The following is an 11,899-nucleotide window of genomic DNA, read 5'->3' as shown; positions in this document are numbered from 1 at the left end:
GCACACCCATGGCCAAGATCAAGGTCGCCCAGCCGGTCGTCGAGCTGGACGGCGACGAGATGACTCGGATCATCTGGCAGTTCATCAAGGACCGCCTGATCCACCCCTACCTCGACGTCGACCTGAAGTACTACGACCTCGGCATCGAGCACCGGGACGCGACCGACGACCAGGTCACGATCGACGCGGCGAACGCCATCAAGCAGTTCGGCGTCGGGGTCAAGTGCGCGACGATCACGCCGGACGAGGCCCGGGTGGAGGAGTTCGGCCTGAAGAAGATGTGGGTCTCGCCGAACGGCACGATCCGCAACATCCTCGGCGGGGTCGTCTTCCGCGAGCCGATCATCATCAGCAACATCCCGCGGCTGGTGCCGGGCTGGACGAAGCCGATCATCATCGGCCGTCACGCGCACGGCGACCAGTACAAGGCCACCAACTTCAAGGTGCCCGGTGCCGGTGAGCTGACCATCACGTTCACCCCCGAGGACGGCAGCGAGCCGATCCAGCACGTCGTGGCGAACTACCCGGCCGAGGGTGGCGTGGCGATGGGGATGTACAACTTCAACAACTCGATCGCCGACTTCGCGCGGGCCTCGTTCAGCTATGGCCTGCAGCGCGGCTACCCGGTCTACCTGTCCACCAAGAACACGATCCTGAAGGCGTACGACGGGCAGTTCAAGGACATCTTCCAGGACATCTTCGACGCCGAGTTCAAGGCGGACTTCGAGGCGGCCGGCCTGACCTACGAGCACCGGCTGATCGACGACATGGTCGCCGCCGCGATGAAGTGGGAGGGCGGCTACGTCTGGGCGTGCAAGAACTACGACGGCGACGTGCAGTCCGACACGGTGGCCCAGGGCTTCGGCTCGCTCGGCCTGATGACGTCGGTGCTGATGACCCCGGACGGCAAGACCGTCGAGGCCGAGGCGGCGCACGGCACGGTGACCCGGCACTACCGCCAGCACCAGGCCGGCAAGCCGACGTCCACCAACCCGATCGCCTCGATCTTCGCCTGGACCGGTGGCCTCAAGCACCGCGGCAAGCTCGACGGCACACCCGAGGTGACGGGCTTCGCGGAGGGGCTCGAGCGGGTCTGCATCGAGACCGTCGAGAGCGGCAAGATGACCAAGGACCTCGCGCTCCTGGTCAGCAAGGAGCAGCCGTTCCTGACCACCGAGGAGTTCCTCGCGGCGCTCGACGAGAACCTGTCGGCCGCGCAGGGCTGAGGCATTTCCGGGACCGGTTCGGTCCGACCGCAGGACGGCGCGGCATCCCTCGTGGGCGCGCCGTTCGCGTTCTGTAGTCGGTTAGCCACCTTGAGTGAAATTGGGTCTAGTCATTCTGATCTAGTCCCCCTACTCTGGGCTCATGTCTCATCTACCTAGGGTGATATCGCGCGCGTCGACGGTGCTCGTTCTGGCCGTCACCGCCCTCGCGGCGACCGTGCTCACCGCTGCTCCCGCGCAGGCCAGCTCGAGCTCGCACACCTCCTACGAGCGTCAGGTGGTCCACGAGATCAACGTGCAGCGGCACCTGCGCGGTCTCAGGGCGCTGCACTACACCGGGTGTCCGGACCACTTCGCCGAGTCGCTGGCGACGAGGCTGCGCACCAAGAGCATGAGGCACCAGTCGCTGTACCCGATGCTGCGACGTTGCGACGCCTCCCGGGCCGGCGAGAACATCGCCCGCGCCCGCGGCTACTCGGCCAAGCGGCTGGTACAGCTGTGGATGCACTCGCCGGAGCACCGGCGCAACATCCTCGACCCGAGGTTCAACCGCATCGGCGTCGGCACCCAGTGCTCATCCTCGTGCACCACTGTGACCGACTTCATCCGGCAGTGACCGCAGGTCCCGAGCGCGGGACTGACTGACGCACCAGGCAGGATGGGCGCGTGCTGCGCGTGCTGTCTGCCAACGTCAACGGGGTCCGGGCCGCCGCGCGACGCGGTGGCCTGGACTGGATCGCGGCCCAGCAGCCCGACGTCGTCTGCCTGCAGGAGGTGCGGGCCGGCGAGGCGCTGCTGCACGAGGCGCTCACCGGCTCTGCCTTCGCGGACTGGCAGGTTGCGCACGACGAGTCGACCCGGCCCGGCCACGCCGGGGTCGCGGTGCTGACCCGTGAGCCGGCCCTTGCCGTCCGGTACGGGGTGGGTCGCCGCGAGTTCGTCGGCACCGGACGCTGGGTCGAGGTCGACCTAGCCACCGCGGCCGGCCCGCTCACTGTGGCGTCCACCTATGTGCACACCGGCCACGCGGGCACCGAACGACAGGCCACCAAGGAGCGCTTCCTTGCCGCGGTCGGACGCCGGATGAGTGCGTTGCGGCGCACCGGTTCTCACGTCGTGGTGACCGGCGACCTGAACGTCGCGCACACCGACGCCGACCTGAAGAACTGGAAGGGCAACCGGGGCAAGGCCGGCTGTCTGCCGTCCGAGCGCGCCCAGCTGGACCGGTGGACGTCGTCCCGCGGTGGCTACGTGGACGTGCACCGGGCGCTGGCCGGCGAAGGTCCGGGGCCGTACACCTGGTGGTCCTGGCGGGGGCAGGCCTTCGACAACGATGCCGGCTGGCGGATCGACTACCAGCTCGCTACCACCGAGCTCGCTAGCCGCGCGGTCAAGGCCGAGGCGGGGCGCGCAGCGACCTACGCCGAGCGGTGGAGCGACCACGCCGCGGTCGTCGTCGACTACGACGTGCCGTGATCCAGCAAGCGGTCCCCATCGTGTCGCCCGGGTCAGGAGGCTCGTCGGCCCTACATTGCATGCATGGCAGACATCATCCTGGGCCTCCTTGCGATCGTTGCCGGTGGCGCCATGCTCCTCGCGGGCCAGTTCGTGCTGCGGCTCGTGATCCCCATCTGGGGTTTCTTCGCCGGGTTCGCCTTCGGCGCCGGGCTCGTCGCCGAGCTGGCTGACGAGCGCTTCCTCGGGACCGTCCTCGGCTGGGTGCTGGGCCTGGTCTTCGCGTTGGTCTTCGCGCTCCTCGCCTATCTCTTCTACTACATCGCCATCGTCCTCGCGATGGGGGCGTTCGGCTTCGCGATCGGCTCCGGGGTGGTCGTCGCGCTCGGTATCGACTGGAACTGGGTGGCCGTGCTGGTGGGGGCGGTCGTCGGATTGGTCCTCGGCATCGTGTCGATCGTCGCCAACGTGCCGATGATCGTCCTCGTCGTCTTCAGCTCCTTCGCCGGCGCCGTCGGCGTGGTCGGTGGCCTGATGCTGCTCGTGGGCTCGCTGAACTCCGCCGACTTCAGCAGGGGTGACTTCACCGACACCATCGACAACGGCTGGGCCTGGTCCTTGCTGCTGCTGGTGCTGGCGCTCGCCGGAATCCTCAACCAGGCCCGGCAGCGGGCCGTCATGCGCCGCGCCGTTCGCGAGACCTGGTACGCCGAAAGCCCCTCCTCGTCTTGAGGTACGCGTCCCTGCGAGGCCACCCGGGACGGGTTCCCCACGCCCTCCGGTGAGGAAATGGGGCCGCAGGCAGCTCGTCGGTGACCGATGCCCGGCAAGATGGCTGCGTGCCCCGACCCGAACCCTCCGCTCGCCGGCCGCTCAGCCGGGAGGACCTGCCTGCTGAGTTCACCGCCGAGACGCTGCGACAGCTGGACTTCCGCACGCTGCGCCGGCTCTCCCAGCCGGACAACGGGGTACTGGACCGGCAGGAGCAGCAGCAGTTCGACGAGGCTCTGGCTGGGGTGGTGCGCGGGACGACCAACGTGGTCAACGAGTCCCTGCAGCGGGCGCGCCGGGGTGGTCCCGGCAACCTCGATCCGGCGATGCGTCGCTCGTACCAGCGCACGCAACGGCGGCTCGCCGAGCAGGCCGGGCGCGCCCGGGAGTACCTTCCCGAGCTGGCGCTCGACGCGTTGCCCGAACCCGAGAACGAGCCCGATGTCTCGACGGTCACCGAGGAGGTGCACGACGAGTCCATCTCGCCGGGGACCCTGCTGGAGGAGGTCGAACAGAGCTCCGACACCCTCGACATGCTCGAGCGGATCGCGTCGCTCCAGCAGCAACAACTCGAGCATCAGCAGCGCCAGCTGCTCAGCGAGACCCGTGGTCTCTTCTTCGCCTTTCTCGTGTCGGTCGCCGTCCTCGTGGCCGGCGTCGCACCGCTGGTGGAGGCCGACCCGCACGACCGGCTGCTCATTGCGCTCTGGACGGTCGCGGCGATCGCGGCGGCGGGACTGGTGTACACCCTGGTCCGCGGGGTGCAGGGCAAGAAGTGAACCGAGCGTCAGGACCGAGCGGCCGGTGATCCGGTCGTCGACGACGACGGCTGCGCTTCCGCCGCCGCGGCGTGCGTCCAGAAGGCGCGCATGACGCCGGGCGGCGTCGGGCCGGCGAGCTCGAGCTGGGTCATCAGGATGCTCACGGCGCCGGTGGACGGCGTGATGTACGCCGAGGTTCCGGTGCCACCGACCCAGCCGTAGCGTCCGGGCACGTTCCACGGGTCGCCGGGCGCGACGTCCACCGAGCCGCCGTAGCCCCAGCCCTGACCCTCCAGGAACGAGGCCGCGGCATCGCGCTGTGCCGGGGTCAGGTGGTCGGTCGTCATCAGCCGCACCGACTCCTTGGACAGCAGCCGCCGGTCTCCGACCTGCCCGTCCGACAGCAGCAGGCGAGCGAAGGCGAGCCAGTCGTCCACCGTGGACACCAGACCACCGGCACCCGAGGGGAACCGCGGCAAGGCGCCCCACTGGCCCTCCGGCGCATCGACCAGCTCCAGAGCACCCTCGGTGCCGGCGCGGTAGAAGCTGGTGAACCGGTTGCGCTTGCCGGGCGGCACCTCGAACGCGGTGTCGACCATGCCGAGCGGCTCGAACACCCGCTCGCCGAGCAGCTCGTCCAGCGAGCGGCCGGTGGCCCGGGCCAGCAGCACGCCCTGGATGTCGGAGCAGGTGTTGTACAGCCAGGCATCGCCCGGCTGGTGCAGCAGTGGGATCCTCGCCAGCGCAGCTATCCACTCGTCCGGCGCGGCGACCCGCGCAGGCTCCGGCAGGCCCTGCAGCAGGTCGTTGAACAGCAACGCGACCGCAGGAAACGAGAAGTCCGACGGGAAACCCCATCCCGCCCGGAAGGTCAGCAGGTCGGAAACGGTGATCGAGCGCACCGCTGGGACCACGTCGTCGACAGGACTGGACGGGGCGCGCACGACGCTCAAGGAAGCGAGCTCGGGCAGCCACCGCTCGATCGGGTCGTCCAGGGCCATCAGCCCGTCGTCCACGAGCATCATCACCGCGGCCGCAACGATCGGCTTGGTGATCGAGGCGATCCGGAAGATGCTGTCGCGCGACATCGGCCGGGTGCCCTCGACGTCCGACGTGCCGACCGCCTGCACCTCGACCTCGTCGCCGCGGGCCACCAACGCCACCGCGCCGGGCGCCGCAGCGCCGCCGACGTGCGCTTGAAGAGTGTCATGCAGGTTCGCCATGGCTCCTACCTTGTCGAGCGTGGGTTCGCAGTCAAGACTGCCCGTGCGCCACGAACTCATCGGGAACGGGAGGGCGTGGCGCCGCGTCCAAGAAGGAGTCGACATCGAACCCAGGGGGGATCGCATGGCACAGGATCGACACAACCGGAAAGCGACGTCCGTCGCCGTACTGACGCTGCTGCTGCTCAGCGGGTGCGCGCAGACCGCGGTCACGGCAGGCTCAGCAGGGACGACGCCGAGCCCCGAGGAGAGCGCCATGGACCCGCCCGCGCCAAGCTCCCCGAGCGAGACGACCGTTCCGGTGTGTGGTCAGCGCTTCGAGACCCGGGTGCCGGGCGACCGGATGCTCACCGGTCGGTTCCCCAGCACCGCGCGCGCCGACCAGGGCCAGCTGGTCGGCGCGGTCGAGCTGACCGCCGGCTCCGCGGGGGTGCACGCGGTCATCGCTCCGCAGGCCGACACGTTCCTGACCCGCGACGGCGTGGTGGTGACCATGCCGGCGCCGCAGGACCTCGCGGGCAAGCGGCTGCTGCTCTCCGCGAGCGAGGTCGAGAAGCTGCCCGCGCTGGCCACGCTCACGCCCTGCGGCAGCGACGCCACCTCGTTGCCCGCCGGCAGCTACGAGATCTACGTGCGCGTCGTCCTCAACGACGAGGACGGGACCAGCCGAGACGTGCTCGGTGGCCCCTGGCCGGTCGAGCTGAGCTGACCAGCTGCTGCACGCGGAACGCCTGCATGCGGAACGCCCAGGGGCGCAGGCCCCTGGGCGTTCGCGGTGGTGCCTGGATCGATCAGCCGAGCGAGGCGGTCACTGCCCAGCGCTTGGTGATCTCGGTGTACGGCTCGATGTAGCCGGTGACCGAGTTGCCCGCGATCACGTGACCGCGGATCCACGCCTGGGTAGCGGTCTTGGCGTAGAACGTGCCACCGGAGTCGCCACCAGCCTGGATGGTGCCGCCGGTGTAGGCGATGACCGGGGACTTGCAACCGGTCGCGGTGCAGACCTGCGCGGTAATGCTGGTCGCAGTGTGGCCACACTGCTCACCGGTCGTCCGACCGCTGTGGCAGTAGTTGTTGAAGCCGACGACCGCGGAGCCGGAACCCACCACCGGGATGCTCGAGGAGCTGTTCACGCCGCCGGTGAAGATGCGACCGGCGTAGGACCTGCCGGCCAGGAACTCGACGTCGATCGGGCCGCCACCCAGCGAGGCCAGGGTGCGGGCGGTCACGACGCCTTCATTGTTCGCACCGGACTCGGTGTTGACGGACGCGCCGTTGGAGAAGCAGTGACCCGCGGTGACCATCCACCGGGCACCCGTGGAGCTCTGCACGGCGTAGCCGGTCGAGCAGAGGAAGCCCTGGGCCGACAGCCCGCCGCCGCCGTAGAAGGCCGGCGTGTCGTCACGACGGCTGAACGTGTCCGTCGTCTTCTGCTTGTTGACCTTCACCTTGACGCCAGCTGTGGTCTTGCTCGTCTTCAGGTTGGTCAGCGAGGCGACCACGCTGGCCGGGGCGTCGGTGTCCATCACCACGGCGCCGGTTGCCGGATCGGCGTACGTGCCGAACGTGTACTTCGTACCGTGCTTGGTCACGTACGCGGCGACCCGCGCCTGAACCGTCGAGACCGCCTGCTTCGAGGCGGGAGTCGAGACCACCCGCAACGCGGCCGCGGCCTTGTGGTCCGGCGAAGCCGAGTCAGGCAGCGCCTGCTTCAGGTGGCTCGCGCCGGTCGTGTCCTTCGTGGTCGACGCCGCCTGTGCCTGCACGGCGCTCGCCCCCAGCGCTGCCGCGGCTGCAGCCGCGGTGATACACGCTACGAGCGTCGTTTTCTTGGAGATGCGCATGCCTGGTCCTCCCAATGCGTACCGCGGCCCCCTGCCGCGGTTCGTAGTGACAGAGAGTGGGAGGGCCGCCAAGAAAATACGGCACGGCGGTCCTTGATCTGAGAACTATCTGGTCAGCGGACGGGTCTTCACCGCGGTCCCGTAGGCGCAGATCTCCTGCCAGCCGCCGCCGATCTCGGAGGCGTCGAAGCGCATGGCCAAGATGGCGTCCGCACCGCGCGCCGTGGCCTCTGCGACCAGTCGCTCCTGCGCCTGCTGGCGGCTCTCGATGAGCATCTTGGTCTGACCAGCGAGCTCGCCGCCGACCAGCGACTTCAGGCCGGCGCCGATCTGGGAACCGATGTGTCGCGAGCGGACGGTGAGGCCGAACACCTCACCGATCACCTCGGTCACCTCGTAGCCGGGCAGGTCGTTCATCGTGGAGATCAGCATGCGCGCACTGTACGACGCCGGGCGTACGGCACTGGCCGACTCGCGGCTGATGCCGATCGGACGTCGGCCGCGCTAGTTTCGCGAGATGCGTGACGAGCCGCCGTGGGCGGGGCAGTGGGGCCCGCCGTGGGCTGCGGGTCGGCGTCCGGGCCGGATGGTCCTGTCGGTGGTGGCGGTCGTGCTGCTGTTCGTCCAGCTCGGCGGCTCGACCGCCGCCAGCCGGCACCAGCCCGACGCGCGGCCGCTGGACGCGTTCGGCTACCTCCTGCTCGTGCTCGGACCGCTCGCCCTGCTCGTGCTGTCCCGCCGGCGCGTGCTGACCTGCGCCGTCGCGGTCGGTGCGGCGGCCGTCTACCTCGGCGCCGGCTACCCGCGAGGCCCGGTGGTGGCGAGCGCGGGGCTGAGCCTCGTCCTCGCGGTCGCAGGCGGCTCGCGGCTGGGTGCGTGGGTGGTCGGCGCCGCCGGCTTCGCGGCAACGGTGCTGCTCGGGCGGCTGACCGGCTACCCGGTCGGGCTGGGCACCTCGGTCGCCTACGCCGCCTGGGTCGTCGTGCTGCTGCTGCTCGGCGAGCTGCCCCGTCGTCGCGCGGAGCAGTTCGCCACCGCCCGTCGCGCCCGGGCGGCCGAGCGCGAGGCGGCGGTGGGGGAGGAACGGCTGGTCCTTGCCCGCGACCTGCACGACACCATCGGGCACTCGCTGTCCCTGATCGCCGTGCAGGCCGGCGTCGCGCTGCACCTCCTGGACGAGCACCCGGAGCAGGCCAGGCCGGCCCTGACCGCGATCCGGGACGCCAGCAAGGACGCGCTGGACGAGGTCCGGGCCGTGCTGGCGGTGCTGCGGGCGGACGAGGACGTGCCCCGTGCCCCGGCACCGACGCTGGGCCGCGCCGACGAGCTCCTCGAGCAGGCCCGGGTCGGCGGCCTCCGGGTGACGAGTCAGCCGAAGTCGTTGCGCGAGAGTGCCTTCGACCTGCCGGCGAACGTCGATGCCGCCGCCTATCGAGTGGTCCAGGAGGCGCTGACGAACGTCGTCCGGCACGCCCGGGCCACGGCGGCGAGCGTCACCGTGCGGCGCGAGCCGGACCACCTGGAGGTCGAGGTCGTGGACGACGGCGCGTCCGGCGCGGTCTTCGAGGAGGGTCGCGGGCTGCTCGGGATGCGCGAGCGCGCTCGCGCCCTCGGTGGCACGGTGGACGTCGGGCCGCTGCCCGCACGTGGGTTCCGGGTCGCCGTCCGGTTCCCGCTCGAGCCGGCAGCGCAGCGTCCCGGAACCGATGAGGAGTCCCGGTGATCGACGTCGTGGTGGCTGACGACCAGGCGCTCGTGCGCGCCGGGTTCCGTGCGCTCCTCGAGGCCGAGGACGGGGTCCGGGTGGTCGGCGAGGCAGGCGACGGCGCGGCCGCGGTCGAGCTGGTGCGTGCCCTGCACCCGCACGTCGTGCTGATGGACATCCGGATGCCTGACGTGGACGGTCTGGAGGCGACCCGCCAGATCGTGGCCGACCCGCAGACCGCGAGCACCCGCATCCTGGTGCTGACCACCTTCGAGCTCGACGAGTACGTGTTCGAGGCGCTGCGGGTCGGTGCCAGCGGCTTCCTGGTCAAGGACACCGAGCCGGCCGACCTGGTCAAGGCCGTGCGGGCGGTGGCGGCCGGCGACGCCCAGCTCTCGCCGTCCGTGACCCGGCGGCTGATCGAGCACGTCGCCGTCGGTGCGAAGCCGCTGCCGCACGAGCGTCCGGACATCGCCCGGCTGACCGAACGGGAGCGCGAGATCGTCACGCTGGTCGGCGAGGGGCTGAGCAACGCCGAGATCGCCGACCGGCTGGTGGTCAGCCCGGCGACCGCCAAGACCCACGTCAGCCGGGCGATGGTCAAGCTCGGCGTCCGGGACCGCGCCCAGCTCGTCGTGCTCGCCTACGAGTCCGGGCTGGTCCGCCCCGGCTGGCTCGGCTGAGCGGCGTACTCCCGCGGGCGCACGCAAGGTGCCCCCGCCCGACGGACGACGTAGCAGCCGTGCCTCGCGGAGCCTGGTGTCACCGGTCAGAGCTGACCGGCGCGACGAGACCGTCGCACGACACGAGGGAGGTCGGCCCCGATGTTGGCTGACACGATCTGCACCACGGGGCACCCCGGGTTCTTCTGGTTCCCGCTGATCCCCATCTTCTTCTTCAGCTTCTGGATCCTGGTCCTGTTCGTCGTCCGGCCGTGGGCCTGGCGCCGGCGTGGCTGGGGACCGGGCTGGTCGCCCGCGGGCTCGGCCGAGGCCGTGCTGGCCGAGCGCTACGCCCGGGGTGAGGTCACCGAGGAGGAGTACCGCGCCCGGCTCGAGGTGCTGCGCTCGCAGCGCTGATCCGGTCGGGGGCCGCGCGGCGGAGTGCGTCCTGCGCCGCGCGGTCAGCCACTATGGTCACGCCGACCTGGCTTGCAGGTCGTGACAGCAGAGCTGAGGACGTGGATGACCCAGAGCCGTAGCCGCTGGTCCGTGATCGCGGCGTTCTCCCTGGTGGGCGCGTCGACCCAGATGGTCTGGCTGACCTTCGCACCGGTGACCAGCGTCGCCGCCGAGCGGTACGGCGTCTCGGTGTCCGCGATCGGGTGGCTGGCCAATGTCTTCGTGCTCGCCTTCGTGCTGCTGGCCATCCCGGCCGGGCTGCTGCTGGACCGTTGGCTACGGCCGGCGCTCGCCCTGGGTGGGGTGCTCACCGCGGTCGGCGCCGCGCTGCGGCTCGTCGGCGACGACTACACCTGGCTGCTCATCGGTGGGCTGGTGGCCGCCCTCGGGCAGCCGATCATGCTCACCGGGATCGCCGGCCTCACCCGGGGCTACCTGGCGCCCGCCGACCGGGCCAAGGGCATCGCGTTGGCGACGGCCAGCACGTGGGCCGGTTTCATCGCCGCGTTCGCGCTCGGCACCGTGTTCTCCACGACCTCGCAGATGCCCGCGCTGCTGGTGGCCCAGGCCGGGTACGCCGTGCTCGCCGCGGTCGTGCTGCTGGTGGCGCTGCGCGCGCCCGCGCCGTTCGCCGGCGGGCAGCCGGTCGGTGACGTGGCGTCGAGCCTGCGCGACGTCCGGCAGGCCTGGGGCGACCCGCTCGTCCGGGTGCTGTGCTGCGTGGCGTTCATCCCGTTCGGCACGTTCATCGCGCTGACCACCTGGACCGAGGCGTTGCTCAAGCCGGCCGGGGTCGGCGTGGACCAGGTCGGCATCATCCTGATCGTCAACATCGTGGCGGGCGTCGTCGGCACCGCGACCCTGCCGGTCTGGGCGGCCAAGCACCGCATGGAGGCACAGATCGGCCTGGTCGGCGTCGCAGTGACCGCGGCGGGCTGCGTCGCGATGGCCATTGCCCCCGGCTTCGTCGTCGCCCTGGTCGCGCTCGCGCTGGCCGGCTTCCTGCTGCTGCCGATGCTCGCGGTGGTGCTCGAGCTGATCGAGAGCCACGCCGGCGACCTCGAGGGGGTGGCCTCCGGGCTGGTCTGGGCGATCGGCAACCTCGGCGGGCTCATCGTCGCCGGCGTGGTGAGCTTCACGGTCGACGAGTCGACGCTGTCGTTCCTGCTGCTGGCGGTGGTCACGCTGCTCGCCGTCCCGTTCCTGACCCGGCTCGGCAAGCGGCTCGCGTCGCACCCCGGGCGGGAGTCCTTGACGCACTAGGCTCGCCGCGTGCACGCAGTCGCGCAGGTGCTCGTCGCGGTCGTCGCGCTGATCCACGTCTACGTCGTGCTGCTCGAGATGGTGCTCTGGACGACGCCGCGTGGGCGAGCGGCGTTCGGCACCACCAAGGAGTTCGCCGAGCAGACCAAGGCGCTCGCCGGCAACCAAGGCCTCTACAACGGCTTCCTGGTGGCCGGGCTGGTCTGGGGCCTGCTCGCCGCCGACCCGATCCAGTGGCAGGTGCAGACGTTCTTCCTGGTCTGCGTCGCCATCGCCGGCCTCTACGGCGCGCTGACCGTCAGCCGGCGGATCCTGCTGGTGCAGACGGTGCCCGCAGTGCTCGCGCTGGCCGCGGTACTCCTCGCCCGCTGACCCCACCCCCTCCCCACCCCCTCGCCCTCGCCACCCCCTCGCCCTCACCACCCCCTCGCCCTCGCCACCCCCTCGCCCTCGCCACCCCCTCGCCCTCACCACCTGGGATGGGTTGTGGGTGTCTCAGGGGCACGTGAGACACCCACAACCCATCACAA

At 70.8% G+C, this 11,899-nt stretch carries 14 protein-coding genes; 11 read left to right on the top strand and 3 right to left on the bottom strand.

All coding sequences use genetic code 11. The features are described 5' to 3' along the window. Positions 1 to 8 precede the first annotated feature (8 nt). From ACPPVT_RS18295 to ACPPVT_RS18275, 5 genes are all read left to right on the top strand, one after another. Positions 9 to 1,226 carry an NADP-dependent isocitrate dehydrogenase gene (locus ACPPVT_RS18295; RefSeq protein WP_426562764.1) on the top strand — a complete coding sequence of 406 codons (1,218 nt, stop codon included), beginning with the start codon at positions 9 to 11 and terminating at the stop codon, positions 1,224 to 1,226. Between the two features lie 160 nt (positions 1,227 to 1,386). Continuing rightward, complete coding sequence (locus ACPPVT_RS18290) at positions 1,387 to 1,842, top strand: CAP domain-containing protein (RefSeq protein ID WP_426562762.1); 456 nt, start codon at positions 1,387 to 1,389, stop codon at positions 1,840 to 1,842. Positions 1,843 to 1,892: 50 nt separating this feature from the next. Continuing rightward, positions 1,893 to 2,702 (top strand): exodeoxyribonuclease III, encoded by an 810-nt coding sequence (locus ACPPVT_RS18285; RefSeq protein ID WP_426562760.1) that lies wholly within the window; start codon positions 1,893 to 1,895, stop codon positions 2,700 to 2,702. Positions 2,703 to 2,765: 63 nt separating this feature from the next. Then, positions 2,766 to 3,413, top strand: a complete 648-nt coding sequence (locus ACPPVT_RS18280; RefSeq protein ID WP_426562758.1) for a DUF4203 domain-containing protein — start codon at positions 2,766 to 2,768, stop codon at positions 3,411 to 3,413. Positions 3,414 to 3,520: 107 nt separating this feature from the next. Further along, complete coding sequence (locus tag ACPPVT_RS18275) at positions 3,521 to 4,231, top strand: hypothetical protein (RefSeq protein ID WP_426562756.1); 711 nt, start codon at positions 3,521 to 3,523, stop codon at positions 4,229 to 4,231. Positions 4,232 to 4,239: 8 nt separating this feature from the next. Here the strand turns inward: ACPPVT_RS18275 and ACPPVT_RS18270 are convergent, their stop codons facing one another. After that, positions 4,240 to 5,436 (bottom strand): serine hydrolase domain-containing protein, encoded by a 1,197-nt coding sequence (locus ACPPVT_RS18270; RefSeq protein WP_426562754.1) that lies wholly within the window; start codon positions 5,434 to 5,436, stop codon positions 4,240 to 4,242. Between the two features lie 124 nt (positions 5,437 to 5,560). On the opposite strand from ACPPVT_RS18270, the gene ACPPVT_RS18265 reads away from it, so the two are divergent. After that, on the top strand, positions 5,561 to 6,145 hold the full coding sequence (locus tag ACPPVT_RS18265; protein ID WP_426562752.1) for a hypothetical protein: 585 nt from the start codon (positions 5,561 to 5,563) through the stop codon (positions 6,143 to 6,145). 82 nt (positions 6,146 to 6,227) lie between these two features. Here the strand turns inward: ACPPVT_RS18265 and ACPPVT_RS18260 are convergent, their stop codons facing one another. Both ACPPVT_RS18260 and ACPPVT_RS18255 read right to left on the bottom strand, forming a co-directional pair. After that, the gene (locus ACPPVT_RS18260; protein WP_426562750.1) at positions 6,228 to 7,280 is read right to left on the bottom strand and encodes a hypothetical protein; all 1,053 of its coding nucleotides are present in this window, start codon (positions 7,278 to 7,280) and stop codon (positions 6,228 to 6,230) included. 105 nt (positions 7,281 to 7,385) lie between these two features. Then, positions 7,386 to 7,712: a YbjQ family protein gene (locus ACPPVT_RS18255; protein WP_426562748.1), complete on the bottom strand. Its 327-nt coding sequence runs from the start codon at positions 7,710 to 7,712 to the stop codon at positions 7,386 to 7,388. 85 nt (positions 7,713 to 7,797) lie between these two features. On the opposite strand from ACPPVT_RS18255, the gene ACPPVT_RS18250 reads away from it, so the two are divergent. From ACPPVT_RS18250 to ACPPVT_RS18230, 5 genes are all read left to right on the top strand, one after another. Then, positions 7,798 to 9,003, top strand: a complete 1,206-nt coding sequence (locus tag ACPPVT_RS18250; RefSeq protein ID WP_426562746.1) for a sensor histidine kinase — start codon at positions 7,798 to 7,800, stop codon at positions 9,001 to 9,003. After that, entirely contained in the window at positions 9,000 to 9,668 is a 669-nt protein-coding gene (locus ACPPVT_RS18245) for a response regulator (RefSeq protein ID WP_426562744.1), read from the top strand. Before ACPPVT_RS18250 ends, ACPPVT_RS18245 begins: the two co-directional genes overlap by 4 nt. 141 nt (positions 9,669 to 9,809) lie before the next feature. Then, positions 9,810 to 10,064: an SHOCT domain-containing protein gene (locus ACPPVT_RS18240; protein WP_426562743.1), complete on the top strand. Its 255-nt coding sequence runs from the start codon at positions 9,810 to 9,812 to the stop codon at positions 10,062 to 10,064. Positions 10,065 to 10,169: 105 nt separating this feature from the next. Next, on the top strand, positions 10,170 to 11,369 hold the full coding sequence (locus ACPPVT_RS18235) for an MFS transporter (protein WP_426562741.1): 1,200 nt from the start codon (positions 10,170 to 10,172) through the stop codon (positions 11,367 to 11,369). Positions 11,370 to 11,378: 9 nt separating this feature from the next. Beyond that, positions 11,379 to 11,741 carry a DUF1304 domain-containing protein gene (locus ACPPVT_RS18230; protein WP_426562739.1) on the top strand — a complete coding sequence of 121 codons (363 nt, stop codon included), beginning with the start codon at positions 11,379 to 11,381 and terminating at the stop codon, positions 11,739 to 11,741. Positions 11,742 to 11,899: the final 158 nt, after the last annotated feature.

It is taken from the genome of Angustibacter sp. McL0619, assembly GCF_049994355.1.
In the GTDB taxonomy this organism is placed as follows: Bacteria; Actinomycetota; Actinomycetes; order Actinomycetales; family Angustibacteraceae; genus Angustibacter.
The sequence above is the reverse complement of the archived record's forward strand: the minus strand, read 5'-3'. Positions and strand labels throughout refer to the sequence as shown.